Consider the following 26,619-nt stretch of genomic DNA (forward strand, 5'->3'; position numbering starts at 1 on the left):
GCACCAACGTTCCTCTTGGCGTCCCAAAACAACGACACCCAGCCAGGGCCACGTCTTTGGCCCATCATGAGCACTGGTCGTTGGGTGTGCCCATGCCTCGGACAGGCCTATAGCGTTGCTTCAAGGCCCCTTGCCTCGCAGCCGTTTCTTTCCGTTGACCGAGATACGATTCACAGATACCCCTAACATACATATTGTAATTGTATCTCTCCCTACCGATTGAAAGAACGAAGGAGTTTGTATGGGCCGTGCCGGTCGAAGATTTCTGGCCACCGTCGGAGCCGTCAGTATCGTCTTGCTCGCATTGGTCGTTTATGCCGCTGACGATACTATCCTGATGTATTTGCCAGCCATTGTAAAAGCCCAGACAGGCGCAGTGAATCCGGTAGGAACATGGTCGGGGACGGGTGTTTCCGGGGCGCATTCTGGCGATGGGACCAATGATCAACGCTGTGCCGTACCCAGTATAACACTGACAATATCCGGCACTGCCGTGGATGGGTTGTATACAGTATCTTATGTAATTCCAGGTTTTTGTATGGGTACCTGGAATGGATATATGGCGCCGGCGGTGTTGGTTGGAAACAGATTGCTTTTTAATGCGATACATTTTTCGGATATTGGGAGTTCCGGTTCCACCAAGAGAATGGCCATGGACCTTCACGGCGAAGTAGTCATCACTGGAAATACTGCTTCCCTGGTTATTCAAAACAATGGAAGCTCAGCTGTGACCGCTACGACGACTGAAGAAGCAATCGCTTGGATTATTGGTGGACAATTGACGAGGCAGTAGCCAGCCTGTCGCTTCTTGATGAGACAAAGAGCGCTTGGGGCGTCTGGATTGTATCAAACACGCAACTATGCGTATTTACCCATGGGCTTGCCCTGGAACGTGCTGTCCAGGCAAATAAAACAAGGGTTTCCGTTGAGAGAGTACAGGGTAACGCGTAGGAATAAGTAGGATTTTGATTGTTGATGAGTTTTGGCAGGGCGTCTACAAGACAGCATACGGAGTGTTTTACGCCAGTACTTCTTTGTTTATATAACAATTTTTGTATGGTGGTTCACTGTTGTGTCGCAACAGCAACGGCAGTCCTGTAAAATATAATCGCTCCTGGTGCCTGGCAAGGGGTGTCAGGCAGAAGTACGCCACAGCTTTAGACAAACCGGAAATTTTCCGATAATACCTGTGCCATGCGAAACCGTTGCCAGGGCGTCTTCGTCGGGCTGGTCCTGACTATGGCCTTTTTTGGGGGGCAGGCGTGTGTTGCGATCGCCGCCAGTCCGCCGCCCGCCGTTTTGCTGCTGGCCTCCTACCATCACGGCGACCCCTGGTCCCAAAGCGAAATCGACGGGTTCGAAAGCGGCCTGACCCAGGGCGAAGCCCGGGTTTACGTGGAACACCTCGATGCCAGACGGTTTCCGGAAACAGCCGATCAAAGCCAATTCGCCGCCTATCTGGCGGCCAAATACCACAAGACCCCGGTGGCCGTCCTGGTGGCCTGCGACGACGCGGCCCTGGATTTCTGGCTTGGGCAGCGGGCGAAACTGTTTCCCGACCGGCCCCTGGTCTTTTGCGGGGTCAATGATTTCAACCTGGCCCGCCTTGCCGGCCAGGACAACATCACCGGCGTAAGCGAATCCCCGGACGTGGTGGGCACCCTGGAGCTGGCTTTGGCCCTGGTGCCCGGGGCGCGGATCGTGCTGGCGTTTGGCTCCGACGGCTCGGTCACGGCCCGGGCCAACATGGAACGGTTTCGGCGGGCAACCGTGGCCCTGGAACGCCGGGTGCGGCCGGTTGAGATCTTAAACGCCAGCCTGGAAAGCGCGGCCGCCGCCCTGGCCAGCGCTCCCACCGACGCCGTGGCCGTGCGCCTGACCCCGCTGGCGTCCGGCGAGTACGCGGACTTTGTGCGATTGGGCAATGACATCACGGAACTGGCCCGGGTTTCCTCGATTCCGATGTTTAGCCTGTGGGATTTCGATCTGGGCTATGGGACCGTGGGCGGCCGGGTGGTGCGCGGTTTCGCCCAGGGCCGGACGGCAGCGGGGCAGGTGGCCGAGATTCTGGCCGGCCGGCCGGCCCGGGATATTCCCGTGCAGGATGTGCCGTCCGAGGCGGTGGTGGATTTTCAGGCCATGGCCCGATTCGGCCTGTCCATGGATCGGGCGCCGGCCGGGGCGACCGTCATTAACGAGCCGGCCACGGTCTACGAGCAGCACAAGGGGCTCTTGTGGGCGGGAGCGGCGGCCCTGGCGGTTTTTGTCCCCGGAGCCTTCGTGCTTGGCTGGCTGTTGACCGCCAGACGAAGGACCGAGGCCCGGCTTTTGGAAAGCGAACGCCGGTATCGGGAATTGGTGGAATGCGCCAATTCGCTGATCCTGCGTTTTGACGCCGCCGGCCGATTGCAGTTCGTCAACGAATACGCCGAACGCCTGCTGGGCTACACCCGGGAGGAGATGCTGGCCGGCAAGGCGGTCTTCTGGCCGGCTGCGCCGCCGGACCTGTCCAGCCTGCTGGCCCGGGCCATGGCCGCGCCCCAGTCCCTGGCCAGCGGCTCTTCCGAAAACGAGATTACCAGCAAGGACGGCCGGCGGGTGTACCTGCATTGGAACAACCAGCCCCTTTTCGACGCGGCCGGCCGGTCCGAAGGCTGGCTGGCCGTGGGATCGGACATTACCGACCGGCGGCTGGCGGAAGAAGCGCTGGCCGCCCGGGCTCTGGCCGAGGAAGAATTATCCCTGTTCGGACGCGAGTTGCTGACGGATGCCCCGGACGCCGTGGACCGGGCCCTGACCCGGCTTTTGAGCGCCTTTTCCCTGGGCCGGGCGACCTGGTTTGAAAATGTCGAAGACGAAACCCTTGGCCTGTGCAGCCGGCTGGCCGGGGAGGCCTGCGCGGCCGGGTTGACGCTGCGGCGCGGCCAGCCGGCTCTGGAACGTCTTCCCTACAGCCTCGACGGCTTCCAATTGGCCGACCGTCTGGCGGCCGGCGAGATCATCGCCGGAGCGGTGGAGGACTTTCCCCAGTCGACGCAAGCGGTGCTGCAGGACTTTGGCGTGACGGCGGTGCTGATCGCGCCGGTTGCGCAATTTGGCCTGTGGTCGGGATTTGTGGCTGTTGGCGAGGTGCGCGCCCCGCGCCGGTTCACCCGCCAGGAGCAAACCCTCTTGTCCACGGCGGCCAGTCTGCTTTCAGCCCATTTTTCCCGGCGCCGCTAGTCTCCAGCCGCCGTCATCCGGTTTTTTAGGGCGTCTTTTCGAGCAGATGCCCGGCCAGGGCGTCTGCAGCCAGTCGTTCGCCGGTCTCGTTGAAATGCGTGTCGTTTTCTTTGTAGCCGTTGGCCACGCCGAGCGCCTGGAAAGCAGGAGCGAGGTCAACGCGTTCCATGGAAGCCGCCGTCAGGATGCCGTTTATCTTGTCCAAATAGGCCCGGGCGTCGATCGCCCGTTTTTTTTCGCCGTTTCTGTCTGCAATGCGCTTGGCCCGCCAGTCAGGGATAAACAGGCAGTCCGGGGTGACCAGGGCCGTCAGGCGGGCTCCGATGTCCCGGCATTGCCGGGAAAGGTCGGCCATGAGAAAGCCCGTGATGTCCACGGCGTCTTGAAAGGCCTTGGGCAGGGCCTCGGTGGGCAGCAGGAACATGTCGGCCATGTCCAGGTCGTTTGGGTAGTCCCAGCCGTCGAGATCGCGGCGATAGGCGGGGTTTTGGCGCAACTGGGCCAGAAAATAGGCCGCTTTGGCGTCGTTGCCGTGCAGTTGCAGGTCCGTATCCGCTTTCAGAACGGCGTCCTTCAGCCAGCCGTACAGATACAGCGAGCCCAAGAGGGAGTCGAGCCCCTTGTCCAGGCGTCGGAAAATCGAGCGTTCCCTGGGGTCGGGCAACGGGAGCAGGGCGCTTGCCCTGGAACCCGGGACCGGGGCGATCTTGCGGTACTGCGGCGTCGGCCCGTCTATCTTTTGGTAAAACGGCATATAGGGCGTGGCCGGATCGAAGCCGAAGGCCACGGCCTGCAGGAGCGAGGTGGTGTTTTGAATGGTGGCGTGGTTGACGACCACGACAACGATGTCAGGCTGCAGCTGCTTCCCGAAGGTTTCGAAATAGGCCATCTGTCCGGGCAGGCCCATGCCGGCAAAAGCCAGGGGAATCACCTCGTAGCGGGTCCGGGGATCTTTGGCCTGGAGGGCTTTTTCCAAAAAGCCGGCAATCGGGCGGCCCGAGACGAAGGAATCGCCCAGGAGCAGCACGCGGCGCACGCCTTGGGGCTTGGCCAGGGTCCGTTCCTGGTCGATGCAGCCAAAGGAATTGACGACCGGCGGCCTGGACTGCGGCTTGTAGGCGATGCCGACGGCGTCGTTGAAGGTCCACTGGGGCGGGGAAACGTAGGCGCTGGTCAGGCGCAGCCACAGTTCGCCGCCAAGTCCAAGAAGCGCCAGGAGAAGAAGCGGCAACAGAGCTTTTGCGGGTTTGGACCGCAGGAGCGTATCGAACATCATATCCCTTTGGAGCATTGTGGCAGGGGCCGCTGCCGTTGGGGGCAGCGGCCGTCGCCAAAAATCCCTTGAAAACGTCTCCCAGCCAGAGGGTCCGGGGGGATAATCCCCCCCCGGCCGCCGGAGGCCTCTTCGCTTTCCTCTCCGGCTTCATCCTCTCTTACAACTCACCGACATCAATGCCTTTCTCTATCTTGATACGGGCCTGGAGCCGTTCGAGCCGGGCGGTTAAGTAGGCCAGTTCGTAGGGTTCGGGCAGTTCTTCGAAGTCGCTGCGGTCGGCTTCGTAGATTTCAAGGTCAATGACGGCGCGTTCGGCCACAAGACGCACGTATTCGGCGTAGTCCGGGAAATCGAGGGGTTTGCCGGGGGCGCGCAGGGAACGGGCGAAGTCAAGGGCTTCGACGTAGGCGGCGGTATCGAGCATGGTGCTGGAGCGTTCGGGCATGGCGGGCTCCTTTGGTTGGCCGACTGGTTGATGGTTTGTTTGAGTGGTTGATTGATGTACGGTTAGGCTGACTGACTGGCTTACTTCAGATACCCCTCTCTTTCAAGATACAACAGCACGTCCTGGGCCGCTTCGCTCGGGCCGAGTTCGGACGTATCGATATGGATTTCAGGCGAAAGCGGGGCTTCATAGGGGTCGTCGATGCCGGTGACGCCCTTGACCAGCCCGGCCCGGGCCTTGGCGTAGAGCCCTTTGCGGTCGCGCTGCTCGCACACTGCCAGCGGCGTGGCCACGTGGATCTCGATAAAGGCCCCATGGGGGGAAACGAGGTTGCGGGCGACCAGCCGGCCGGCGGCGTAGGGCGCGATGGGGGCGCAGATGGCAATGCCGCCGTTTTTGGCGATTTCGCTGGCCACGTAGCCGATGCGCGCGATGTTGAGCTCGCGGTGCTCGCGGGTAAAGGTCAGTTCGCTGGACAGGTGGCGGCGCACGATGTCGCCGTCCAAAAGCGAGACCGGCCGGGTGCCCAGTTCCATAAAAAGCACATAGAGGTGTTTGGCCAGGGTGGATTTGCCGGCCCCGGACAGGCCGGTCATGAACAGGGCCAACCCCTGCCGGGCGCGCGGCGGCCTGGCCTGGCGCAACTCCTGGGCGATCTCCGGCCGCAGATACCAGGCCGGAATGTCCAATTCATATTCCAGTCGCCGGGTCAGTTCGGCCGCATCGAGGTTTTGGGCGCACTCCCGGGCTTTTGCGGTGTCGGCCGGGACATAGCCGGCCGTGGCCGGATCGTAGGCCATGGGCACGGCGGCAACAGCCGTGGGCACGCCCTGGCCGGCGTGGGCGCGCACCAGCTCGAAGGCGGCCTGGCGAGGATAAAACGGCGCGTCCGTGCCGGCAAAGGGGTCGGCGTGTTCCGGGGCAACCAGGGTGTGGCTGGCCCCGAGGTTGTGGTGAATGACGGCCTCGAAAAGGGCTTGCCGGGGACCGGCGGTAAGGACGGGCAGGGGGAGGAGGGCCAGCTGGGCCGTGTTTCGGGGAAAGGCTGCGGCCGCCAGCCGGGCGCAGCGCACGCCGGTAAAATGGGCGGTTCCGCCGGCCAGGGCATCGCCAACCGTGCGCAAGAGGAGCAGGCGCGCCCCGATCGTGCCGGCGGCTTGGGCAAAGGAGGCCCGCTCCGGCTCGGTCAGGACGCCGGAAAACTGGCAGGCCACCACCGAGCGCCAACCGCGTTGGGCCAGATTGGCCTGGACGGCGGCCGGGGGCAGGCGCAGATCGGCGCAGTCCGGGTGCTGCGGCAGGCTCAGGCCGCAGACCTCGCCGGCCACGAGCCAGGGATGCCGGCGGCCGGCCACGGCCCTGGCTCCGGGGTGGGCCGCCAGATCCAGCGCGGCAAAGAGGGTTCGGGCTTCAGCGGCCGGGTCGACCTCGAAGACCTCGGAAACGACGACCACGGCCAGCATGAAGCCTTCGCCGTCGCGCAGGGCCAGCTGGGACCCGGGGGCCAGGGTCTGGGCCAACTGGGCCGGGACGTCGAGTGTCGCCGGCATGGGCATGAGCTGGCCGTCGGCCAGACGCATGGCGGCCAGGACGCTGTCGTAGTCGGCCCGGGACAGGTAGCCGGTCAGGGGAAACAGCGCCCCGGACAGGAGCAGTTCCAGGGTGAGGAGCTGGTCTTCCCGCAGGCTATAGGACGGAAAGGCCACGGAGGCGGCCTTGAGCTCCTCGGCCTGGCGGAAGTGGACCAGCAGATTTTGGGCGCGGCTCTCCATGGCGGTCGATTGCTCCTTGCGAAGGACTCAGTAGGCAGGCCAGGCCGGGTAGCCGGGACCGTAGTAGGGCGGCGGCGTATCCGGCGCGCCGGCTCCCGAGCGGCCGGATTTGGCCGGGGTTTTGGACGCGGCTTTCGCGGCGGCCTTGCCCGCCGGCTTTTCAGCCGCCGCCCGGGCGGCGGCCAGGGCGTCGATGCGGCCGGCCAGGGTCCGGATGTCGTTGGTGAGACGGGCTGTGGCTTTGGCCTCATCGGCGGCCAGGGCGTCGATTTTCTTGGCCAGGGCGGCCACGTCGCCGGCCAGGTTGGTCAGGCTGGCCAGCTGGTCGGCCTCGGCGGCCGGGGTTGGGGCGGAAAGCGCCAGGGCGTCGAGCCGGTTGGTCAGGGCGGACAGTTTGGCATTGGCGCGTTCGGCGGCAATGCCGAGCCAGATGACGCCGACCAGGGTCAGGAGCAGCAGGGTGGCCAGGGCGGCCTGGATGGCGACGCGCCGGGCGGCTTCGGGAATATCGGGCAGCATGGGGACCTCCGTGGCCGACGGGGGCGAGACAAAAGCCACATCGGCCGGGAAGCTGTAGCAAAAATTATGCCATATTCAAGGATCTTGAGGATTTTTTTTCTTGACCCCGTTGTTGAGCATGCGCACGAATATTTCTCCGGTCGAGGTCGAAAAAACGATCTTGCGCCCGGCCTCGCCGCCCACATTCGAGGCCGCCACCCGCAGCCCGAGATCGGACAAGGTGGCAAAGGCCGTCTCCACATTGCGCCGGCCAACCGACATTTCCTCGGCAAAAAGGGCGCTGGCCCCGCCAAAGACCTTGCACTCGATGTGCGAGAGCTTCACCCCCCGCCGGATGAACCGGGACACCAGCACATTGATGGCCGTATCGACGAATTTATAGGGCGAATCAACCGGATCATGCAACCGGTACTCGCCAGCCCGGGGGAGCAGGGCGTGAAAGATGGCTCCCAACCCATGGCGCGGGGCGAAAAAGGTGACGGACACGCACGAGCCCAGCACGGTATGGGCCATGGTCGGACAATCGACTAAAATACCCTGGGCCACGTTTAGAAAGGCAATTTTGTGATCGGGAAAACGGTCTAGAAGGCCTTGCATGGAAGTGCATCCTCCGGGACGCTGTCGCCGCCGTCCAGGGGGTTGTCGGCCAACCCCAGGCTGGCCAGGGCTTCCAGCAACGTCTTGGCCGCAAAGGGTTTGGTGACATAGGCCTGGGCGCCGGATTCGAACTGGGCGCGCAGCATGTTGGCCGGATCGTCCAGGCTTGAGAGCATGACCGCCGGGGTGCGCTGCTCGGGTTTGAAACCGGCTTCGGCCTCCAGACGGCGGATGCCGGCCAGGGCGTCGTGCCCGCTTAACACCGGCATCAAAATATCCATGACCACCAGATCAAAGGGTTGGTTGGCCTTTAGGGCGGCGGCAAAAAGCGCCAGGCCCTCCTTGCCGTCGGCCGCTTCTTCGACCGCAAAAAGGCCGGTCAGGGCCTGGATGATCAGGTGGCGCTGGTAGCGGCTGTCGTCAACAATCAGGGCACGAGGCATGGGCGCGTCTCCGTCAGGGTTGTCGGGCTTGGGGATGGGCGGCGGCCTGGGCCGCGTCGAGCAGGCCAGGCACGTCCAGGACCAGGGCCATGTCGCCGGACTCGGTGACCGTGCCGCCGAGCACCCCCTCGATGCGGCCTAGCGCCCGGCCAAGATGCTTGAGCACGGCTTGTTTGCGGCCGATGACGGCATCGACCACGATGCCGACCCGGCCGTTGCCCCGGCGCACCGTCACCACATGCGGGACGGCCGCCTCTTCGCAGGGTAATTGGAAAAACCGGTGCAGCCACAACAGCGGCATAGGCAGGCCGCGATGTTCCATGACGCCCAGGCTGCCGGTCAGGTGCTGCCCAGGCGGCAGCTCCAGGCATTCCTCGACATAATCGAGGTGCAGGTAATAGGCCTCAAGGCCGCAGCGCACTTCCAGGCAGTCGATGATGGCCAGGGACACCGGCAGGCGGATGGTGAAGGTCGTGCCCCGGCCGGGTTCGCTATCCACGGCAATGCTGCCGCGAAGGGCGTTTATGCCGTCGCGCACCGCGTCCATGCCCACTCCCCGGCCCGAGACCGTGCCCACGGCTTCGGCGGTGGACAGGCCGGGCAGAAAAATAAGGTCCTGGGCGGCCTTGGGATCAAAGGTCCGGGACGGGTCCTGCCGGCCGGCGGCCACGGCCTTTTGCCAGAGCCGGCCGCCGTCGATGCCGCCGCCGTCGTCGGCCACGGTGATGACGACGTCCGAACCGTCCTGGCGGGCCGACAGGCGGATCGTGCCCCGGCGCGGCTTGCCCATCAGTTCCCGCACCGCCGGCGCTTCGATGCCGTGGTCCACGGCGTTTCGCAGCAGATGGATGCACGGCGTGTTGAGCTGTTCGATGATGGTCTTGTCAAGCTCGGTGTTCTCGCCGTCCATGACCAGCTCGACGTCCTTGCCAAGACTGGCGCAGGCGTCGCGCACCAGGCGGCGGTATTTGGGAAAGCTCACCTTGATCGGCAGCATCCGAAGCCCCAGCACCTGATCGCGCAAGAGCGCCGAGAGCCGTTCGACCTCCTCGGCCACGTCCCGCAGTTCCTGGTCGCTCCGGCGCTTGGACAAGGCGGCCAGCCGCGCCTGGGCGATGCCCAACTCGCCCACCCGGTCCACCAGGATATCCAGCTCCAGGGCCGGGATGGACAGTTTGCGGATGCGGTCGTCATCGGATTTTTTCAAATTCGCCGCATCGGCCTCGCCTTCGCCGGCGGCGTCGTCCGGACAGGCGGCGGGCGGCGCGGCGTCCGAATCGGGCGACGGGGCCGGGGCGAGCAGGGTGCTTAAGCGTTCTTCATGGGCACGGATGTCGCGGCCGGCGTCGTTTCGGACGTCTTCGGCCATGTGGCGCATGGTGTCGAAGATGGCCAGCAGTTCGCCGATGAGGTCGGCGGTAACCGGCAGGCGCTCCTGGCGCACGAGATCGAGGACGGATTCCACGGCATGGCCGAGTGCGGCCAGATTGACTGCGCCGATGGCTCCGGCGTCGCCCTTGACGGTATGGGCGGCCCGGAAGATGGCGTTGACTTTGGGCACGAGGTCGCCGGCCTGGACGGTTTCCAGGTCCAGGATGGCCGCTTCGATGCCGCGCAACTGCTCCTGGCAGCTTTCGGTGAAAAGCTCATAAAGGGTATCATCATCGGCCATGGCGTATAACGGTTTCCTTCCTTGCCGTCATACGATGCAACCGTCCGGGAGGCAAGGCGATAAGCGGGGTGATTGCGGCGCGCGGCGCTCCGTTGCCGCCGGTTGTCGGCACGGTCTGGACTTGCCGATCAGATCATTTGTCATTACAAAGTGTCTATGCAATTCGCCTGGGACGAGGCCAAGCGGCTGGCAAATATTGCCAAACACGGCGTGGATTTTGTTGAAGCCAAGCGGCTGCTTGGGGATATGCCGCTGTTGCTGGACGACGACCGCCGGGATTATGGTGAGCGCAGGTGTCTTGCCGTCGGTCCGGTGGACGGGCGCTTGTTAATCGTCATTTTTACTATGCGGGACGGGGTGTTCCGAATTGTTTCCGCCCGTAAGGCGAACGCCCGGGAACGGAGGAAGTATGCCGATCAAGAGGATTGAAGACGGTAAGACTATCGTCCACTCTACAGCCGAGGACGTGCAAAATCTGCCCTCATTGACGGATTGGGCGCGGGTTGATGCCATGACCGACGAGGAATTGACCGTCAACGCCTTGTCCGACCCGGACAATCCGCCCCTGGACGACGCTTTTTTCGACCGGGCCAAGCGGATGCGGCTCACGGATTTTCTGCCGGCCGGAAAAGAAAAGGTCTGCCTGCGCCTTGACCGCGACGTGCTGGCCTGGTTTCGGGCCAACCGCGAAAAGGGCTATCAGACCGCCATAAACGCGGCCTTGCGCGCCTTTATCGCGGCCCAGCAAGACCATTCGCGCCGCTGAGTTTAGAACCTTCGGATTTAATTCCTTTTCCCGGCAGGGTAGCACCCTTGACCTACCATAAGCTATCGCTTATATTTCCCCTATGGCTTGGTCAGTTGAGTACCTAAACGCCCTCATTGAGGAGGAGTACAAAACCCTCCCCGGAGACATCCGCGCCCGGTTCTCGAAGATCATGCGTATGATCGAGGCCTACGGCCTCCCCCAGGTCGGCATGCCCTATGTGCGCCACGTCGAAGGGAAGCTTTGGGAAATGCGGGCAAGCGGCCGGGATGGTATCGCCAGGGGTATGTACGTGGCCGTGAGAGCCCAGCGTGTGGTGCTGGTTCATGTGTTCGTGAAGAAGACTCAGAAAACGCCCCGGGAAGAAATCAGAAAGGCCCTGGCCAACGCCCGGGAGGTGGATGATGGGAAAGAGAATTCTTGAAGACCATGATGCGTGGATGCGGGACGATATGCAATACCGCGAAGCCTACGAGGCTTTGGAACCCGAATTCGCCGTGGCTGAAGCCCTTGTGAAAGCCCGCTCCGAAGCGGGCATGACCCAGGCCGACGTGGCCGCCTTGCTCGGCGTCAAGCAACCGGCCGTCGCCCGGATCGAAGCCGGAAAGAACGTGTCGCTCAAGACGCTGGAAAAGTACGCCAAGGCATTAGGCCGCCGCATCAAGATCGACCTGGTCCACATCTAGGCCCCTCTCCAGGCGGGATTCCAAAGGGCTCAGCCCTTTGGCCGCCGGAGGCCTCTTTCGCCTTCTGTCTCCTGCCTTCATTCTCTTCCCCTCACCTCACATATACCCCAAATCCGACAACTCCTCGGCCATGGCGGCCGCGCCGTCGTCGTCGGCTGCGCCCACGCCGGCTGACGCGGCGGCCACGGCACCGACGATGGGCCGGGCGGCCAGGGTTTCGGCGGTAAAGGCTTGCGTCAGCACCCGGCCGTCCATGTCGCTGGTGGCGGCCTCGCCCAGGGCGTAGAGGAGCGTTGGCGTCACGTCCGGCATGGCGGCGTCGGTGAGCGTGATGCCAGGGGCAACGCCCGGCCCGGCCAGGGCGAACACGCCGTATTGTTCGTGGCGGCCGCTCCATTTGTGGCCGGCGAAAAGGCCGGTGGGCGCACCCTGGTCGTAGAGCGCGATTTCGTGGGGCACAAGCACCTGATAGCCCGGCCCGCACAGGGTCACCACATCCGGCGCGCCGGCCACGGCCTCGCCCTGGTAGAGCTCCTCCCGGGCGTAGACGGCCATGAACGGGTGCGCGCCGGTGTCGGGATCGACAATGGCGAGCAGGCCTTCCTTGAGGCGGGCGATGAGCGCTGGCCGGTCGGCGTCCTTTACTACGGCCGCATTGAAAAAAAGACCGCCGGCAATGCCTTCGGAGACGCAGGCCGAGCGCTGCCAATCGACAATGGAGGAAAAGAGGTTGTTGATGCGGGCGTGGATGGCGGATTTGCCCCGACGCCGGGCCTCGATGACCGAGGCCGGCAGCACGGCCTTGGCAACGGCGCCCACAAAGCGGCGCAGGGCCGAGGGCGGCCGGCGTGCGCCAAGGGTCGCGCCCAGGTCGCCGGTCAGCAGCAACAGGCCGTTGTCTATGAGCCACTTATTGAGAAAAATGGAGCGCCTCAGCGGCCCGGCTCCGTGGTCGGAGACAATGGCCACGGCGGTTTCCTCGCCGGCAGCGGCCACGATGCGCCCCAGGGCCGCGTCCAGGCGTTCATAGACCAACTCGATGGCCTCGCCCAGTTCGGCGTGGCGCGGGTGGGCCGGGTCGCGGTAGCCCCAGAAGAAGTGCTGCACCCGGTCGGACTCCATGAAGACCGAACAGAAATAATCCAGCGGCTGGCGGGCCATCAGCCACAGGGTCAGTTCGCACCGGGCATCCACGCCGTTAAGCAGATTGTCGAGATATTTGACCGGGTCCGGGTCGAGCATGGGCGATTCGCGGCAAGTCCCGAATTTCGCTTCGATTTCGCGCCGGATTTCCGGCGGATACGTGAACTCTTCGATGTGGGTCGGGGTGAACATGCCCGGAATGACAAAGCCGTTTACGGTATCCGGCGGCCAGGTGACCGGCACGTTGACGGCCCCGGCCGGCCGCGCCCGGTCGGAGAGCACCCGCCACACAGGCGGCACCCGGCGCATGGCCGCCGACACGAAGCGCACTTCATGGCTGGCCGGGTCCAGGGTCAGGGCATCGAAAATGCCGTGCCGCCCGGGACTGGCCCCGGTGGCAAAGCTGGTCCAGGCCACGGGCGTGACCGGCGGCACGGTCGAACACAGCGGCCCATGCGCCCCACGGGCGAGCAGCGCGGCCAGGGCCGGCATCCGCCCCCGGGCCATAAGCGGCTTTATGACGTCGAAGGTGGCCCCATCCCAACCGATGACCACCACCCGTTTGGCTGTCACGGACATTGCTTGCTCTCCTGGCCCAGATCGTGCCGGGCCTGACGCACTTGACGCAGCTCGGCCAGATCGCGCCGGCTGATTCCTTTAAGTCCCACCATCACCACACAATAGGCCACTACCCCGGCAACAGCGCCAACAATCGGCGTCTGGCGCAGCAGAAAACACGCGCCCAGACAGGCTCCGCCGGCGCAGGCCACCCGCAACAGCGCCGGGACGGCCAGCGGCGTATAGCCATGGCGCGCCCCGAAGCGCGAAGAAAACACCAGCAGCCAGGCGTAGGACCCAAGGGCCACCCAGGCAGCGCCGAGCGCCCCATAGCGCGGCACGACCACGGCGTTTACGCCAAAGGCCGCAACCAGGGCCGCCGAGGCATAATACAGGGCATAGCGCTGCCGGCCAATGGCCACCAGCAGATTATTGACCAACATGTCGAGCGCCAGAAGCGGCAGGGACAGGGCCAGCACCCGCATGACCGGCGCAGCCCCGGCATATTTGCCGCCAAAGAGCAGCACGCAGGCCGGTTCGGCGTAAAAGGCCAGTACGATCGCCGGCAGGGCCATGCCTTGCAGGGTGTGGCGGAAAATCAGGCGATAGAGCCGCCGGGCCGTGTCGAAGTCCACCGGGGCCAGCCGGGCCAGGGCCGGAAACACCGCCAGCATCAGCGCCTGGGGCACGATCTCGATTTTGAGCAGAAATTCATGCGGGGCCTGGAAATCGGCCACAGCCGCCAACCCCGACCACCAGGACAGGGACAACGTGCCGGCCCGAAACAGGTTTTGCTGGAAAAAGACACCCAACCCCACCACGGACGAAGCCAGAAACAGCGCCCGCATGGCCGGCCAGTCCGGGACAAACGACGGACGCGTCAGCCGCCCGGCCACCCGCCACACCAGGACGACATGGAGCAGCGCCGCCAGCAAAAGGCCGCCCAGGACCCCGGCAACGCCCAGGCCGCGCCACAAGGCCAGCCCCACCAGGGCCATGGAGGCCACACCCGAAATGACCGACAACGGCGGCTCATAACCCATGCGCTCGTGGGCCTGGAACACCGCACACCCGAGCATCGAAAACGACCGGCAGACCTCCAGGCCAAACGCCAGCCCCAAGGCCAGATACATGGAGCCGCCGTAGCCCGAGAAAAATCCGGCCGCCGCCAGTCCCAGCCCGGCTGCGAGAGCCAGCACGCCCCGCAACAACACCGCCCGGCCAACCACGGCCGCCGCCGTCTCGCGGTCGCACACCATCTCCCGGATCATCACCTGCTGGATGCCGAAATAGGTCAGCGCCGTCACCGCCCCGGCCAGGGCCGAAACCGAGGCGTACCGGCCGAAATCGTCCACCGGCAGGACCCTGGCCGCAGCCAGCAGCACGAAAAAGCCACTGACCGTCTGCACGCCGCGCGACGTGGCCAGGGCCAAAAAATTACGCACAAGCGATCGCGGCCGATGGGGCTGGCCAGGAGGCGGAGCATGGTGTTGCATCAGGTTTCCTTTATGAGCAGAAGGCAGAAGATGCCTCCGGCGGCCGGGGGGATGATCCCCCCGGACCCCTGCAATGGGAAAGTTTTCAAGGGGTTTGGGGTGTTGGCTGGCGATTTGGCCCCCAGAGCAACAGTGGTTCCCGTCAAGTGCAAACGCCAACTGTTGCGGCCCCGGCCCTTACTCGTTTTTTCTTACCCAACTTCCGGTCGGCGACTTGGCAACGCGCCCGGTCAAATCAAACTCCCCCCAGGTGGGATTCCAAAGGGCACTGCCCTTTGGCCGCCGGAGCAACGGTGTTCCCAGTCAACTGAAAAGCTGTGATTCACGCCGCGTTTGCGCACTGTGCCCAAGGCTGACCGGATCGCACCATCGCATTCAGAATCGTTATGAGCTTTCGCATGGAGGCAACGGCAGCGACTTTATGTGGCTTGCCTGCTTCCTTGAGGCGATTGTAAAAATCTCGTATCACTGGGTTATATTTTTTGGCAGACAAGACTGCCATATATAAAACGGAACGGACATCACTGCGACCACCCCAAACACGACGTCTTCCCCGATGTTTCCCACTATCGCAATTGAGAGGTGCAACACCAACAAGCGCAGCTATCGCCCGGCGATTTAATGTTCCAAGCTCAGGGAGATTGGAGAGGAGTGCTCTTGAAAGGACATCTCCGACGCCGGGAACACTTCGAAGTAAGTTATCACGTTCTCTCCAAATCGGACTGGCGCGCACAATCTTTCCAAGATGGGTGTCAATTTCTGACAATCGCTCTTCTAGCCAATCGATATTCTTCTCGATGTCATGTCTTACTGAGCCATAAGCCCGAGAAAAACGATTTTTCTCCATGACAAGCATTCGAATAAGCTGGTTACGCCTGGACATAAATGCACTCATTTCTTGTGCTTGCTCGTCCTTAAGAGGACGTACTTCAGGCTCCATTTGCTTGCCAAAAAGGGCTAATATCTCAGCATCAATCTTATCCGTTTTAGCCAATCTCCCCTTTGCCCTCGCAAAATCACGAGCCTGGCGGGGATTAATAACTACAACAGGGAACTTCTTGAGACTCAACGCTGTTGCAACAGGAATTTGAAGACCGCCTGTCGCCTCAATAATAATAAGATTCGGACGAAGTTTAGAAAATTTCCTACAGATAGCTTTAATGCCATCAGGGTCGTTGATGAATTGCAGATCGTTCCCATCGGGAAACGTGTGAACATCCAGAGTTTCTTTAGAGACATCAATCCCAATAAAGCACTCAACAGCCATGTAAAATCCTCCAGCACCCAGCCTTGTGATACGGGCTCTTAGCCCAAGCAACGGTTCGGGCTTCATGGAAGAAAGGGGACGACGATCATGGCTCCGGCTCGAGCTTAAAACTCAAGGCAATTTCGACCTATCGTCCCCGGGACCCCATCAAGTTATCCCCGATGGAGAAACATACAAGGCACTCTTCCTCTTCTCTCGCTCAATCAATGGCGCTCCCGCAGCGTACGGTCGAGCGGCGGTGCTTTGCGGGTTGGCACGAGGGCGACGGCCGGGCCGGAGCTGTGGCTGGTGATCGGTCCGGTCGGCAGGGTCAGGCCGGCAAAGCCGGTGTTGGCCAGATCGGCTTCCAGGGTCAGCCGGGTTTCGCCGGTGCTGTACAGCCGAGCCCCGGACCCGGACAGGGCAAAGCGCAGATAGAGCCGGTTGGCCGGGCGGTCCAGGCGCACCCGGCCGGCCTGGCGCATTTTGCCGCCGTAATAAAAGAAGTAATCGCCAACGCTGTGCAGTTCGTCCAGGTCGTAATAGGTCGCGCCGTCGGTGGACCACTGGGCGGTCACTTGATTGTGCCCGGTGTGGTCGGTGAGCGTCATGGGATACCAGGTGGCGGTAAATCCGGTAATGGGGGCAAGGGTCTTCGGCGCGCTTAGGGCATAGGTGAGAAAGCACGGGGCGTCGCCGTAGCAGGTGATGGCCGGTTCCCCGGCAACCTTGGCCAGGGCGTGGGCCAGGGCGGTGTTGGCGATGATGTCCGGCAGGGGCCGGTCGAAATCGGTCTGGAACAGGAGCCGGCCCCGGCCGTCGTCGCCAAGGCTCAGGGTCGCGCCGGCCGGGGCGGTCAACGGCAGGGTGAGTTGGGTTTGGCCCAGGGTGACGGTCTGTCCGGCAATCGTCCCGGTCGCCCACAGTCCCCGGGCCTGGGTCTGGCCGGCAAAGCCCGAAACCAGCGGCGTTTGTTCCTTGCCAATGGCTGTATAGGGCCGGTCCAGCAGCGGATCGAAGTAGCGAGCCCGCACCCGGCCGTCGTCGTCGGAAAGCGTATAGACCGGCGTATCGTCCGGATAGGCGGCCAGATAGGCGGCCAGGGCCTCGGGACCGCCCAGGTGCAGGCGGGCATTCGCCTGGTCGGCAAAGCCGTAAAGCGTGTTGCCGCCCATGAGCCGGCCGTCGGGCAGACCCGGTGAAACCTCGGTGTTGGCGGCCAGGGCGGCGGCGGATTGTTCCCAGGCCGGCGGCAGGTCGGCCGGATCGATGCTGGCCGGCGGCTGGGTTTCGAGGCTCGAGAGTTCCACAAAGCCGTCCACAAAGCCGGCCACGGCGTCGATGACCAGACTGACTTGCCCGGTGGCCGGATCGGGCGGCGGCAGGGTGGCAGCTGCGGCATATTCGCCGGCCCCGGGCTGGAAATCGGCGGCCGTGACCGTGAGCAGCGGTTGGGCCGTCTCCGGCGTGGCTCCGGCCCGCAGGGTGATGCGGCCCTGGGGCCGGGCGGCATGGCCCCGGCGCATGGCAAAACTGAGGCGGACCGGCGTGGGGCCGGCCACAACGCCCGGCGGCACGGCAAAGGTGAAGACCGCCCGGCCGGGCCGGCGGCAGTCGTACAGGGCCAGGGTGCTGTTGCCTATATCCGGGGCCATGTTGTCCAGGAGTGCGGCGTCGGCCAGGGTCGAGAGGTCGTCGAATTCCTGGCGATACGGGGCCAAAAGCGGCAGCGGGGCGCGGTTGGGCAGGCCGATTTTGGCGATGTCGGCCCAGAAGGTCTGGCGCACCGGCCGGGCATAGGCTGGCGTGGCATGGTCGGGATCGTCGGCCGGGGACAGGAAAAAGGCCCGGTGGTAGGCCCGGGAAAAGGGGTCGGCGGCGGTCTCGAAGCTGCCGGCCAGATACCAGTCGGCAACGATCTTGAGGTGGCGCGGGCGATAGTAGCGGATGGCGTCCACATTGGCCCGGGCGGCGGCCAGATCGGCCAGGACGGCCTTGACGCTCGGGCTGTCGCGCTTGGCGTAGACGGACAGGGCGGCAAAAGCCGGCAGGCAGGCGGCTACCCCCAGGGCTACGGCCAGGACGGCCCCCAGGGATCCGCGTCCGAACCGGCCGGCCAGGGCCAGCAGGGCGTCGGCTCCGCCGGCCAGCAGGAAGCAAAAAAGGAAAAAGATGTTGACCAGATAGCGCACCGACACATGGATGTCCGTGGGCAGGGACGCGGCCATGGCCAGGGCGGTCAGCGACCAGACGGCCAGTCCGGCCAAGGCCCGGCCCCGGCCGACAGCCAGGAAGCGCACAACTCCCAGGCCGGCGACGGCGGCGAGGATGGCCGGCCAGGGAATGGGTCCCTGATACTGCCAGGCGGCGAAACTGCGCAGCACCGAGCTGAAGCTGACCGAATCAAAGCGCGCCTCCACCGGGGCGGACCCGGCAATGGTGCGCATTTGGAAGAGATGGGCGGGGATCCAGGGCACATAGGCCAGGACCACGACCAGGGCGGCAATCCCGGCCCGGGCGAGCAGCCGCACCGCCTCGGGCCGGCGTCCCTGGCGGGTGAGAAGAACGGCCAGCCCGACGACCATGGCCCCCTGGGCCAGGAAGGTGGCGGCGGCCAGATAGGAGGCGTAAAACATCAGCGTATTGGCCACGACAAACCCGGCCCAGTCGCGCAGCCGGTCCCGGTCCATGGCCTGCAGTAAAAAATACAGCGCCGTCAGGGCACAGAGCAGATAGAGGGCATAGGGCCGGGCTTCCCGGGAATAGTGCACCGGGAACAGCGAAAAGGCGCAAATGGCGGCGGCGGTCAGGGCGCAGCGCGGGCCAAAGAGCCGGCGGCCAAGGAGCCAGACCACCGGGATGGTCAGCGTGCCGGCCAGGATGCTTGGCGCTTTGACCGCCACGTCCGAATTGCCGCCAAGGGCCAGGGACAGGTGGACGAGCAGATGAAACAGCGGCGGCGAAGAATCCAGGCTGACGTCGCTTGGACCTTCGCTGGCCAGGGAACGCAGCAGATCGGCCACGGGCCAGGCCGCCCGGCCAAGGGTCACGAACTCGTCCCACCAAAGGCCCACCACATCCACGGCATAGAGACGCATGGCCAGCCCGGCCAGGGTGAGCAGGGCGACCAGGGCCAGGGAAAGCCGCCAGGGCACGGCGATGTCCGGCAAGGCAGGGCGGGCCAGGGGAGCGGTCACGGCGGGGTGTCTCCGACCAGATTGCCGTCGAGCATGGCCCGTTCGGCCGGGTTGAGGGCGGCTCCGGCCGTGGCGATGGCTTCCCGGGCCGTGGCCGCCTCGATCTCGGACAGGCCGCCCAGGCTCTCGGCCCGGCGGCAAAACCAGTAGGCCCAGTAGGCATCGGCCGGGACGCCGGCCCCATGGGCAAAGGCCAGTCCCACGGCCAGCACGCCCTGGGGCGAGCCGGCGTCGGCGGCCCGGAAATAGGCGGCGGCGGCCCGGGTGGGATCGGGCGGTCCGTCCAGGCCGGCGGCCGTGATGAAGCCCAGGACCACGGCAGCGCCGGGATCGCCGGCCGCTTCGGCGGCGTGCAGGCAGGCGGCGGCGGTGGCCCCGTCCGGCGGCGTGGTGGCCAGGGCGGCAGCCGCCCGCTTGGCATAGTCCTGAGGCTTGGCCGAAGCGACCCCGGGACAGGCGGGGGCGGCCAGCGCCGGCCGGCAGCAGGGGCCGGGCAGGACAAGGCTGGCGCAAAACCCCAGGAACAGGGCGCGGCAAAGGATCGGGCTGGCGTGCATGGCGGCGCAGCATACGGACCGGCGCGGCGGTATGCAAGGGCCGTCGGGCGGCCTGACATAATGGAAACCAGTTTGCTGCGCCTTGCCAATGGCAGTCAATTCCATCATAGTTTTAAATAACCCAGCATCATCTTTTGTTGGCGACTGTCAGAGCGGTGTCGGCCAGGGCCGAAGCGATAGGCGTATGCAATGCCCGGAACGGAGAAAGTATGAAATTATCTGCCAAGCTCGCCGGCTCGTTTGCCGTTTTGTTGGTCTTGCTGTGTGGCGTCGGCTTTTTTGCCATCGTCGGCATGGGGGAAATCAATAAAGATACCCATGATCTGGCCAGCAACTGGCTGCCGACAATCAAAGTGGTGGGAAAGCTTGGCAATCAGATTGCCAAGTTCCGTCGGCTGGAGCTGGCCTACCTGCTGGCCTACAACAAGCCGCAGACCCGCGATTACGTCAAAGAAATGGTCGAATCACGCAGCATTATTGACAAAATCATTGCGGCCTACAAGCCGCTGATGACCGAGAAAGAGGAGTTTGAGAATTTCCCCAAGTTTGAGGCCGCCTGGAAGAAATATCTGGCCATGAACGACAGGATTTTGGAGTTCGTACGCCAGGGCGACGGCGAGGCTGCGATCAAGCTGTGCAGTAGCGAGGGGGCCGCGCTGTTGCAGGAGTGCCAGGAGAGCCTCGACATCATCATTGACGTCAACGACAAGGGCGGCGAGGCCTCGGCGGCGGCGGCGCTGACGGCCTACAACACCGGTCGCGCCATGGTTTGGGGCTGTCTGGTCGTCGGGTTGCTGCTGGGCCTTGGCCTGGCCGTGTGGCTGGTTAAAAACGTGCTGGGCCAGCTGGGGCAGGACCCGGGCTATCTGGGCGAAGTGGCCGGGGCAGTGGCCGCCGGCAATCTCGATGTGAAGCTCGCTCCGGTTGTCGGCCAGGGCGGGGTGTACGGCGTTTTTGTGGCCATGATCGCCAACCTCAAGGCAAAGATCGCCGAAGCCGACCAGAAAACGAGCGAAGCTGAGCGCCAGACCGAGGCGGCCCGCGAAGCCACGGCCCGGGCCGAGGAAGCTGCCGAAGCCGCCGGCCGGGCCAAGGCCGAGGGCATGTTGCAGGCGGCCGGCCGCCTGGAAGGCGTGGCCGGCGTGGTGGGGAGCGCGTCCGATGCCCTGTCCGGCCAGATCGGGCAGGCCCGAAACGGGGCTCAGGCCCAGGCCGACCGGGTGGGCGAGACGGCTACGGCCATGGAAGAGATGAACGTCACCGTGCTTGAGGTGGCCCGCAATGCCGGGCAGGCCGCCGATACCTCGGCTGCGGCCCGGGCCAAGGCCGAGGAAGGGGAGAAAGCTGTCGGTCGGGTGGCTGAATTTCTGGTCCGGGTCCGGGACAACGCCCACCAGTCGCGTCTGGATATGGAAACGCTTGGCAAACAGGCCGAGAGCATCGGGCAGGTGCTTGGCGTCATTTCCGACATTGCCGACCAGACCAATCTGCTGGCCTTAAATGCCGCCATTGAGGCGGCCCGGGCCGGCGAGGCCGGACGCGGCTTTGCCGTGGTGGCCGACGAAGTGCGCAAACTGGCCGAAAAGACCATGACCGCCACCAAGGAAGTGGGCGCGGCCATCGGCGACATCCAGTCCGGGACGCGCAAAAATATCGACAATGTGGCCCAGACCGTGGCCGCTGTCGAGGAAGCCAGCGGACTGGCCGCCAACGCCGGCGGCACCCTGGGCGAGATTGTTCAGTTGGTGGATGCGTCGGCCGATCAGGTGCGCTCCATTGCCACGGCTTCCGAACAGCAGTCGGCCACCAGCGAGGAAATCAACCGCAGCGTGGAAGACATCAACCGTATTTCCCTGGAGTCGGCCGAAGCCATGGATCAGGCCGGCCGGGCCGTCGAGGAGCTGGTGGAGCAGGCCCGTGAGCTGTCCCAGCTCATTGCCGAGATGCAGGCCGAGGGCGGCGGCCGCCCGGCCGCCCGGTCGCTGGCCGGCAAAGCACCAGCCCGGACCGTCTCCCGGACAGCCGCCAAACCCTTGTCGGCCGGGGGCCGCAAGCCGCGCGCCCTGACCTGATTGACGCCGCCGGCGTTTCCACGGGCCGCCCGGACCACGTGTCCGGGTGGCCCGTCGCCATTTGCCGGCCTGCCGTCTCCGTGCTACCCGGTGCGTGCGATGACCAGCGCAAATCTTTCCATCCCCGACTTCCCGGTCAAGCGCCAACGGCCCCCTATCTTTTTCCGTGCGCAACGGCCGCCCACCGGCTCGGCAAGGTCCACAGTCGAATCAAAATCCTCCAGGAGGGGATTCCAAAGGGACTCAGTCCCTTTGGCCGCCGGAGGCACTCTTTTTCTTCTCTCCTCAACCTCTTTGGAGTGGTGATGCAAACGCTACGCGACGCCCTGGTCTGGGTGTACTGGCACCCGTTTAAGCGCCTCGTTCAGGCGTTGCCGCCCCAGACGGCCCGCGCCCTGGCCCGGCTGCTTGGCCGGCTTATGGGCCGCGTGCCCAATGCCCGGCTGGCCGGCATGGCCGAGGCGGCGCGTTTTGTGCCGGGCGTGCCCGACGATCCGGCCGTGCGCCTGTCGCTGGCCAGGGCGGCCCTGGTGGAATTTTGCCAGACCGATCTGGAAGTGCTGCTCTTTCCGACGCTGACCCCGGCCCGAACCGCCGCCCTGGTCGGCATCGAGGGCCGGGAGCATCTCGACGCTGCTCTGGCCGGCGGGCGCGGCGTCATGCTGGCCTTTGGCCATTACGGGGCCAACCAGATGATCATGGCGGCCATCGGCCACGCCGGCTACCGCATGTGCCAGCTCTCGGCCCCGGCCACGGTCTTAAACGAAAAGCTGCCCGAGGCCCGAAGCGCCGCCGTGCGCCGCACCCGGGAGTTGCGCTGGGCTCATGAGCAGACCTTGCCGGTCAGCCATATCGACGTGTTCGGCAGCCTCAAGGCCGCCTTTACCTGTTTGCGCGGCGGCCATGTGCTGGGCGTGGCCGTTGACGGCGGGGGCGGCGAGAAGCAGGCGGTTGTGCCGTTTCTGGGGCGCACGGCGTCGTTTCCCCTGGGGCCGATGCTTCTGGCCGGCAAGACCGGCTGCGCCGTTGTGCCGTGTTTCATGGAGCGCGCGCCAAACGGTCGGCTGACTCTTCGCATCGAGCCGGCCCTGCCGCTGGCCGTTGCCGGGGAGGGGGGGCTTGCGCCTGAGCAGGCGGCAACCGCCAATACCGCAGCCGTGGCCGCGCGCCTGTCGGCGGCGATTATCGCCCACCCCAGCCGTTACCTCTACTTCCTGGCCTTTCGCCTGCACATGGCGGCCTGCGGCCACGATGCCTTTTTTGTAGATGCGGGCGCGTAATCTGATAGGATTTCGCCCGGCCCAACCGTTGGCCCGACCGTATTTTCTTTGCCTTCAACCCGGCCCTGTGCGGCCAGGAGACCGTTATGGACGCTTCCATTCTTGCCTTGCCCGTGCCTGAAAAGATCGCCCTGTCCAAGCGCATTGTCGCCGGGGCCATGGACCGCTTTGGCGACGTCTTCTGGATCGCCTGGACCGGGGCCAAGGACAGCACCCTGGTCCTGTGGCTGACCCGGGAACTGTGCCGCGAGACCGGGCGGGCCATGCCGCGCGTCTTGACCATCGACGAGGGCGACCCGTTCCCGGAGATCCTGACCTTTCAAAAACGGCTGGTGGCCGAGTGGGGGCTTGACCTGCACGTGGCCGCCAACCACGAAATTTTAGACCGGAAGCCGCAGATTGGCGACTACATCGACCTGACGGGCCTGTCCGAGGCCACCCGGGCCGAGGCGGCGCGCACCGGGTTCACCGGCCCGGGCTTTCCCTTTGATCCCGAGTCGCCGCTTGGCAACCAGCTCATGAAAGTCGCGCCCATGAACGCCTTTTTGCGGGAGCACGCCGTGGCCGCCCTGGCCACGGCCATCCGCTGGGACGAGCACCCGGCCCGGGCCGAGGAACTTTACGAGAGCCCGCGCGAGGAGCCGGCCCATCTGCGCGTCCACCCCATCCTGCACATGCGCGAAGCCGACGTCTGGGCCATCACCCGGGGCCAGGGCCTGCCCTTTTGCGAGCTGTACCACCAGGGCTACCGCAGCCTGGGGACGCTGTCCGGCACGGTGCGCCAAAGCGATCTCCCTGCCTGGGAACAGGATCTGACCGATCGCAGCGGCGAGCGGGCCGGGCGCGACCAGGACAAGGAAGACGCCATGGAACAGCTGCGGGCGCTGGGCTATATGTAGTTGGGGGCGGCTGACGTCGAACGAATCGGCGTCAGCGGGCAGGGGCGGCCAGGGTTGGTCCGGACACCACGCTGCGCAGCGCCCGTTCCCGCCGGGACATGCCGCACAGGGTTCGGGCAGTGCGCATGTTTTCGCATTGCTCCCGATGACCTGTCCGGGTTTTGCGGAACAGCTGAAACTTGAGCAGGCGGTTCCTGACGCAAGCGAAGGCGTCATGCGCAAGGGGCGCTTTACGCAAGAGCAGCGGGTCGGCATTGTGCGCGAGGCAGACATCCAGGTGGGCAGAAGGATGCAGCGTTGAAATCGGTGGGGGTGAAAAACAATTCGGTCCTTCCGGGTTTCCCGTGGGTAGCTGACCGATTATGGTTCTCCCCGGAGGACTGAACTGTCCAGTGTAAATTGTCTAAAGACTGCTTAATGATCATTTGCCAACACATGTGCGCTACAGGGCAATGCAATTAGACCGGCAGTGGGCGTCCAAATTCGATTGAGCCGTCTCCGACTTGACGCTGCTTTGGAGGATCTTGGATGATACTAATCACAGGAGCCGCTGGCTTTATTGGATCCAACTTTGCCGCTGCGCTTAACGAGCAGGGTATGAATAATCTTGTTTTCTGTGATCGATTGCGCAGCGGGGGGAAATGGCTCAACGTCCGGAAACGCCAGTTTGACGACTTTGTTTTTCCGGAAGACCTGCCGCAGTGGTTGGCCGGCAGACACGGCCGGTTGCGCGCTGTTTTCCACATGGGAGCCATCTCTTCCACCACCGTCGTTGATGGTGATGCCGTGTTGCGGGAAAACCTCAAGTGCTCCCTGGCCCTGCTTGACTGGTGCGCCGTGGCAGGCGTTCCGTTTATCTATGCCTCGTCAGCCGCCACGTACGGTAACGGCAGGCAAGGCTTTAACGACGAATTTACATCACAAGCTCTGGCCCGACTGACGCCGCTAAACCTCTACGGCTTCAGCAAACACGCCTTTGACGGCATCGTTTGTCGCCGGCGGGAGACCGGAGGAATGCTGCCGCCCCAGTGTGTGGGGCTCAAGTTCTTCAACGTGTTCGGGCCAAACGAACTCCACAAAGGCTCCATGCAGAGTGTGCTCACCAAGGTATGGCCGGATATTGCCCAGGGAAAGGCTGTCAGGCTTTTCCGTTCGCATATCCCGGAAGTTGAGGACGGTGGGCAACGACGGGATTTTGTGTACATACGCGACGTGGAGCAGGTCATGCTGTGGTTGCTTGAACATCCAGCAGTCAGCGGTCTTTTCAATGTCGGCACAGGGACGGCGAGATCGTTTAAGGACTTTATCGGGGCTGGATTTGCGGCCGCCGGGCGCAACCCGGCTATTGAGTACGTGGATATGCCTCTGGAAATCCGTGACAAATACCAGTATTTTACCCAGGCTGACCTTACTGGCCTGCGCGGGGCCGGCTACCAGCGCCCCTTCACCCCCCTCCAAGATGCCGTGGCGCACTACGTACAAAATCATCTCTTGCAGGAATGCCCATACCGGTAAAATCCGCGCTCAATTCTAGCTGACTGGAAACATGCCATGCTGTCAACCAACGAATCCTCGAATCTGCTCGGCTTGTGTGAACGCCTCTGCCAAGCGCGTGTCCTTGTCGTCGGCGACATTATGCTGGACCAGTTTGTGCGGGGCAAAGTGGTGCGGATTTCTCCAGAGGCCCCCATTCACATTCTGTCCATTGCTGATGAAATCTCCATGCTCGGGGGGGCTGGCAATGTGGTGCGAAATCTCGCTACCCTCGGCGCGACAGTTGTCTTTGACGGTGTGGTGGGTGACGACTTGGCCGGTAAGACTGTCAGGGACCTCCTTGACAGCTATGCCAATGTCCAAAGCCATCTGACCATGGAACCCAACCGCATGACCTCAGTCAAGACCCGCTTTGTGGCCGGCCCGACGCATCTGCTGCGTACCGACGGGAGACCCTGGCTCCGGTGTCCCTGGCGAGCAGCCAGGCGCTCCTGGATCACCTGCGGGAGACGATCCCCCAGGTGTCAGTGGTCGTGGTGTCTGAGTATGGGAAGGGTGTCCTGACACCCGAAGTGCTGCGTTCACTAATGGACATCGCCGCCGCGCATCAGGTCCGGGTGGTGGTCGATCCCAAAGGCACGGACTACAGCCGGTACCGCGGGGCCCCGGTCATCACGCCTAACCGGTCTGAATTGGCTGCCGCTGCCGGGGTGGAACTCGTTGACGAGTCTTCCTACAAAGCCGCAGCCAGAATAATTCTGACCACCTGCATGCAGACGCAGTGTTGGTCACCCGCAGTGAAGAAGGCATGAGCATTTACGCCGCAGGAGGCGACGACTACCATATCCGTGCCACCGGGCAGGAAGTCTTCGACGTGTCTGGAGCCGGTGACACGGTTGCCGCCATCCTCTCCACCGGACTGTCCATCGACGCTTCGTTGCTGGCCTGCGCGTGTGTGGCCAACTTGGGTGCCGGCATCGTCGTCCGCAAGGTGGGGACAGCTGTGGTGCATCCTGACGAATTACGCCAGAGCGTGGTGCAGTCTCTTGTGACCGAGTCAGGTCCCCAGGCCCTGTCCCTGGAGCGGATCGTAGAATGCGTGCGGTTGTGGTGAAGCATGGGGCTCTCCATCGGTTCCACCAACGGCTGTTTCGATCTGCTCCACCAGGGGCATACCACCATGCTGGCCAAGGCCCGGTGCGAGTGTGACCGGCTGACTGTGGGGCTTAACTCCGACGCCTCCATCCGCAGGCTCAAGGGACCGTTGCGACCCGTGTAA

The 26,619-nt window shown here is 64.1% G+C and carries 26 protein-coding genes; 14 read left to right on the forward strand and 12 right to left on the reverse strand.

What is annotated here, in order from left to right; genetic code table 11:
* The first annotated feature begins 241 nt into the window (after nucleotides 1-241).
* Together NY78_RS24885 and NY78_RS18800 are read left to right on the forward strand one after the other, a co-directional pair.
* Nucleotides 242-793, forward strand: coding sequence for a hypothetical protein (locus NY78_RS24885; protein WP_156180994.1), 552 nt, complete (start codon nucleotides 242-244; stop codon nucleotides 791-793).
* A gap of 401 nt (nucleotides 794-1,194) precedes the next feature.
* Nucleotides 1,195-3,222 (forward strand): ABC transporter substrate binding protein, encoded by a 2,028-nt coding sequence (locus NY78_RS18800; RefSeq protein WP_043639533.1) that lies wholly within the window; start codon nucleotides 1,195-1,197, stop codon nucleotides 3,220-3,222.
* A 25-nt stretch (nucleotides 3,223-3,247) separates the two neighbouring features.
* On the opposite strand, the gene NY78_RS18805 is transcribed toward NY78_RS18800, so the two are convergent.
* The 7 genes from NY78_RS18805 to NY78_RS18835 form a co-directional block, all read right to left on the reverse strand.
* A complete protein-coding gene (locus tag NY78_RS18805) occupies nucleotides 3,248-4,495 on the reverse strand; it encodes an alginate O-acetyltransferase AlgX-related protein (RefSeq protein WP_043639536.1) in 1,248 nt (415 codons plus the stop codon).
* A gap of 160 nt (nucleotides 4,496-4,655) precedes the next feature.
* Nucleotides 4,656-4,943, reverse strand: coding sequence for a hypothetical protein (locus NY78_RS18810; protein ID WP_043639539.1), 288 nt, complete (start codon nucleotides 4,941-4,943; stop codon nucleotides 4,656-4,658).
* A gap of 80 nt (nucleotides 4,944-5,023) precedes the next feature.
* On the reverse strand, nucleotides 5,024-6,715 hold the full coding sequence (cysC, locus tag NY78_RS18815) for an adenylyl-sulfate kinase (protein WP_043639542.1): 1,692 nt from the start codon (nucleotides 6,713-6,715) through the stop codon (nucleotides 5,024-5,026).
* A 27-nt stretch (nucleotides 6,716-6,742) separates the two neighbouring features.
* Nucleotides 6,743-7,234: a hypothetical protein gene (locus NY78_RS18820; protein WP_047960285.1), complete on the reverse strand. Its 492-nt coding sequence runs from the start codon at nucleotides 7,232-7,234 to the stop codon at nucleotides 6,743-6,745.
* Between the two features lie 75 nt (nucleotides 7,235-7,309).
* Entirely contained in the window at nucleotides 7,310-7,831 is a 522-nt protein-coding gene (locus tag NY78_RS18825) for a chemotaxis protein CheD (RefSeq protein WP_043639543.1), read from the reverse strand.
* The gene (locus tag NY78_RS18830) at nucleotides 7,816-8,274 is read right to left on the reverse strand and encodes a response regulator transcription factor (RefSeq protein ID WP_043639546.1); all 459 of its coding nucleotides are present in this window, start codon (nucleotides 8,272-8,274) and stop codon (nucleotides 7,816-7,818) included. The genes NY78_RS18825 and NY78_RS18830 overlap by 16 nt, the downstream gene beginning before the upstream one ends.
* A 13-nt stretch (nucleotides 8,275-8,287) precedes the next feature.
* Nucleotides 8,288-9,946 (reverse strand): chemotaxis protein CheA, encoded by a 1,659-nt coding sequence (locus NY78_RS18835; RefSeq protein ID WP_043639549.1) that lies wholly within the window; start codon nucleotides 9,944-9,946, stop codon nucleotides 8,288-8,290.
* Between the two features lie 156 nt (nucleotides 9,947-10,102).
* Here NY78_RS18835 and NY78_RS18840 point away from each other — a divergent pair, with 156 nt between their 5' ends.
* The 4 genes from NY78_RS18840 (at nucleotide 10,103) to NY78_RS18855 (ending at nucleotide 11,398) form a co-directional block, all read left to right on the forward strand.
* Nucleotides 10,103-10,375 (forward strand): BrnT family toxin, encoded by a 273-nt coding sequence (locus tag NY78_RS18840; protein WP_043639551.1) that lies wholly within the window; start codon nucleotides 10,103-10,105, stop codon nucleotides 10,373-10,375.
* Complete coding sequence (locus NY78_RS18845) at nucleotides 10,356-10,712, forward strand: BrnA antitoxin family protein (protein ID WP_082140099.1); 357 nt, start codon at nucleotides 10,356-10,358, stop codon at nucleotides 10,710-10,712. Before NY78_RS18840 ends, NY78_RS18845 begins: the two co-directional genes overlap by 20 nt.
* 82 nt (nucleotides 10,713-10,794) lie before the next feature.
* Entirely contained in the window at nucleotides 10,795-11,136 is a 342-nt protein-coding gene (locus NY78_RS18850; protein ID WP_043639554.1) for a type II toxin-antitoxin system RelE/ParE family toxin, read from the forward strand.
* Nucleotides 11,117-11,398, forward strand: coding sequence for a helix-turn-helix domain-containing protein (locus NY78_RS18855; protein WP_043639556.1), 282 nt, complete (start codon nucleotides 11,117-11,119; stop codon nucleotides 11,396-11,398). The genes NY78_RS18850 and NY78_RS18855 overlap by 20 nt, the downstream gene beginning before the upstream one ends.
* Before the next feature lie 96 nt (nucleotides 11,399-11,494).
* Here the strand turns inward: NY78_RS18855 and NY78_RS18860 are convergent, their stop codons facing one another.
* From NY78_RS18860 to NY78_RS24890, 5 genes are all read right to left on the reverse strand, one after another.
* On the reverse strand, nucleotides 11,495-13,120 hold the full coding sequence (locus NY78_RS18860; protein ID WP_043639560.1) for an alkaline phosphatase family protein: 1,626 nt from the start codon (nucleotides 13,118-13,120) through the stop codon (nucleotides 11,495-11,497).
* Nucleotides 13,111-14,595, reverse strand: coding sequence for an oligosaccharide flippase family protein (locus NY78_RS18865; RefSeq protein WP_047960286.1), 1,485 nt, complete (start codon nucleotides 14,593-14,595; stop codon nucleotides 13,111-13,113). The genes NY78_RS18860 and NY78_RS18865 overlap by 10 nt, the downstream gene beginning before the upstream one ends.
* A 322-nt stretch (nucleotides 14,596-14,917) precedes the next feature.
* Nucleotides 14,918-15,862, reverse strand: coding sequence for an IS110 family transposase (locus NY78_RS23960; protein WP_156180996.1), 945 nt, complete (start codon nucleotides 15,860-15,862; stop codon nucleotides 14,918-14,920).
* 203 nt (nucleotides 15,863-16,065) lie between these two features.
* Nucleotides 16,066-19,038, reverse strand: a complete 2,973-nt coding sequence (locus NY78_RS18870; protein ID WP_043639563.1) for a glycosyltransferase family 39 protein — start codon at nucleotides 19,036-19,038, stop codon at nucleotides 16,066-16,068.
* Nucleotides 19,035-19,595 (reverse strand): hypothetical protein, encoded by a 561-nt coding sequence (locus tag NY78_RS24890; protein ID WP_156180998.1) that lies wholly within the window; start codon nucleotides 19,593-19,595, stop codon nucleotides 19,035-19,037. Before NY78_RS24890 ends, NY78_RS18870 begins: the two co-directional genes overlap by 4 nt.
* 209 nt (nucleotides 19,596-19,804) lie before the next feature.
* Here NY78_RS24890 and NY78_RS18880 point away from each other — a divergent pair, with 209 nt between their 5' ends.
* The 8 genes from NY78_RS18880 to NY78_RS25615 all read left to right on the forward strand — a co-directional run bounded on the left by NY78_RS18880 (nucleotide 19,805) and on the right by NY78_RS25615 (nucleotide 26,619).
* The gene (locus NY78_RS18880) at nucleotides 19,805-21,667 is read left to right on the forward strand and encodes a HAMP domain-containing methyl-accepting chemotaxis protein (protein ID WP_043639565.1); all 1,863 of its coding nucleotides are present in this window, start codon (nucleotides 19,805-19,807) and stop codon (nucleotides 21,665-21,667) included.
* A 305-nt stretch (nucleotides 21,668-21,972) separates the two neighbouring features.
* Nucleotides 21,973-22,947, forward strand: coding sequence for a lysophospholipid acyltransferase family protein (locus tag NY78_RS18885; protein ID WP_043639568.1), 975 nt, complete (start codon nucleotides 21,973-21,975; stop codon nucleotides 22,945-22,947).
* Nucleotides 22,948-23,033: 86 nt separating this feature from the next.
* Nucleotides 23,034-23,846 carry a phosphoadenosine phosphosulfate reductase family protein gene (locus NY78_RS18890; RefSeq protein WP_043639572.1) on the forward strand — a complete coding sequence of 271 codons (813 nt, stop codon included), beginning with the start codon at nucleotides 23,034-23,036 and terminating at the stop codon, nucleotides 23,844-23,846.
* A gap of 528 nt (nucleotides 23,847-24,374) precedes the next feature.
* Entirely contained in the window at nucleotides 24,375-25,361 is a 987-nt protein-coding gene (rfaD, locus tag NY78_RS18895) for an ADP-glyceromanno-heptose 6-epimerase (RefSeq protein ID WP_043639574.1), read from the forward strand.
* 120 nt (nucleotides 25,362-25,481) lie between these two features.
* A complete protein-coding gene (locus NY78_RS25795; protein ID WP_269430880.1) occupies nucleotides 25,482-25,904 on the forward strand; it encodes a PfkB family carbohydrate kinase in 423 nt (140 codons plus the stop codon).
* Nucleotides 25,805-26,152, forward strand: a complete 348-nt coding sequence (locus NY78_RS25800; protein ID WP_269430878.1) for a PfkB family carbohydrate kinase — start codon at nucleotides 25,805-25,807, stop codon at nucleotides 26,150-26,152. The genes NY78_RS25795 and NY78_RS25800 overlap by 100 nt, the downstream gene beginning before the upstream one ends.
* Nucleotides 26,149-26,454 carry a PfkB family carbohydrate kinase gene (locus NY78_RS25805; protein ID WP_269430879.1) on the forward strand — a complete coding sequence of 102 codons (306 nt, stop codon included), beginning with the start codon at nucleotides 26,149-26,151 and terminating at the stop codon, nucleotides 26,452-26,454. The genes NY78_RS25800 and NY78_RS25805 overlap by 4 nt, the downstream gene beginning before the upstream one ends.
* A 3-nt stretch (nucleotides 26,455-26,457) precedes the next feature.
* Complete coding sequence (locus NY78_RS25615; protein WP_231584043.1) at nucleotides 26,458-26,619, forward strand: adenylyltransferase/cytidyltransferase family protein; 162 nt, start codon at nucleotides 26,458-26,460, stop codon at nucleotides 26,617-26,619.

Origin of the sequence: Desulfovibrio sp. TomC (genome assembly GCF_000801335.2) — a bacterium.
In the GTDB taxonomy this organism is placed as follows: Bacteria; Desulfobacterota; Desulfovibrionia; order Desulfovibrionales; family Desulfovibrionaceae; genus Solidesulfovibrio.

Excerpts from the sequence above, each read along its gene's own strand:
- NY78_RS18890 (WP_043639572.1), top strand. The coding sequence starts at position 23,034 with ATGGACGCTTCCATTCTTGCCTTGCCCGTGCCTGAAAAGATCGCCCTG.
- NY78_RS18805 (WP_043639536.1), bottom strand. The coding sequence starts at position 4,495 with ATGTTCGATACGCTCCTGCGGTCCAAACCCGCAAAAGCTCTGTTGCCG.
- NY78_RS18855 (WP_043639556.1), top strand. The coding sequence starts at position 11,117 with ATGGGAAAGAGAATTCTTGAAGACCATGATGCGTGGATGCGGGACGAT.
- rfaD (WP_043639574.1), top strand. The coding sequence starts at position 24,375 with ATGATACTAATCACAGGAGCCGCTGGCTTTATTGGATCCAACTTTGCC.
- NY78_RS18860 (WP_043639560.1), bottom strand. The coding sequence starts at position 13,120 with ATGTCCGTGACAGCCAAACGGGTGGTGGTCATCGGTTGGGATGGGGCC.
- NY78_RS24890 (WP_156180998.1), bottom strand. The coding sequence starts at position 19,595 with ATGCACGCCAGCCCGATCCTTTGCCGCGCCCTGTTCCTGGGGTTTTGC.
- NY78_RS18830 (WP_043639546.1), bottom strand. The coding sequence starts at position 8,274 with ATGCCTCGTGCCCTGATTGTTGACGACAGCCGCTACCAGCGCCACCTG.
- NY78_RS18845 (WP_082140099.1), top strand. The coding sequence starts at position 10,356 with ATGCCGATCAAGAGGATTGAAGACGGTAAGACTATCGTCCACTCTACA.
- NY78_RS18825 (WP_043639543.1), bottom strand. The coding sequence starts at position 7,831 with ATGCAAGGCCTTCTAGACCGTTTTCCCGATCACAAAATTGCCTTTCTA.
- NY78_RS23960 (WP_156180996.1), bottom strand. The coding sequence starts at position 15,862 with ATGGCTGTTGAGTGCTTTATTGGGATTGATGTCTCTAAAGAAACTCTG.
- NY78_RS25615 (WP_231584043.1), top strand. The coding sequence starts at position 26,458 with ATGGGGCTCTCCATCGGTTCCACCAACGGCTGTTTCGATCTGCTCCAC.
- NY78_RS18885 (WP_043639568.1), top strand. The coding sequence starts at position 21,973 with ATGCAAACGCTACGCGACGCCCTGGTCTGGGTGTACTGGCACCCGTTT.
- NY78_RS25805 (WP_269430879.1), top strand. The coding sequence starts at position 26,149 with ATGAGCATTTACGCCGCAGGAGGCGACGACTACCATATCCGTGCCACC.
- NY78_RS24885 (WP_156180994.1), top strand. The coding sequence starts at position 242 with ATGGGCCGTGCCGGTCGAAGATTTCTGGCCACCGTCGGAGCCGTCAGT.
- NY78_RS18800 (WP_043639533.1), top strand. The coding sequence starts at position 1,195 with ATGCGAAACCGTTGCCAGGGCGTCTTCGTCGGGCTGGTCCTGACTATG.
- cysC (WP_043639542.1), bottom strand. The coding sequence starts at position 6,715 with ATGGAGAGCCGCGCCCAAAATCTGCTGGTCCACTTCCGCCAGGCCGAG.
- NY78_RS18810 (WP_043639539.1), bottom strand. The coding sequence starts at position 4,943 with ATGCCCGAACGCTCCAGCACCATGCTCGATACCGCCGCCTACGTCGAA.
- NY78_RS18820 (WP_047960285.1), bottom strand. The coding sequence starts at position 7,234 with ATGCTGCCCGATATTCCCGAAGCCGCCCGGCGCGTCGCCATCCAGGCC.
- NY78_RS18865 (WP_047960286.1), bottom strand. The coding sequence starts at position 14,595 with ATGCAACACCATGCTCCGCCTCCTGGCCAGCCCCATCGGCCGCGATCG.
- NY78_RS18880 (WP_043639565.1), top strand. The coding sequence starts at position 19,805 with ATGAAATTATCTGCCAAGCTCGCCGGCTCGTTTGCCGTTTTGTTGGTC.
- NY78_RS18840 (WP_043639551.1), top strand. The coding sequence starts at position 10,103 with ATGCAATTCGCCTGGGACGAGGCCAAGCGGCTGGCAAATATTGCCAAA.
- NY78_RS18835 (WP_043639549.1), bottom strand. The coding sequence starts at position 9,946 with ATGGCCGATGATGATACCCTTTATGAGCTTTTCACCGAAAGCTGCCAG.
- NY78_RS25795 (WP_269430880.1), top strand. The coding sequence starts at position 25,482 with ATGCTGGACCAGTTTGTGCGGGGCAAAGTGGTGCGGATTTCTCCAGAG.
- NY78_RS18850 (WP_043639554.1), top strand. The coding sequence starts at position 10,795 with ATGGCTTGGTCAGTTGAGTACCTAAACGCCCTCATTGAGGAGGAGTAC.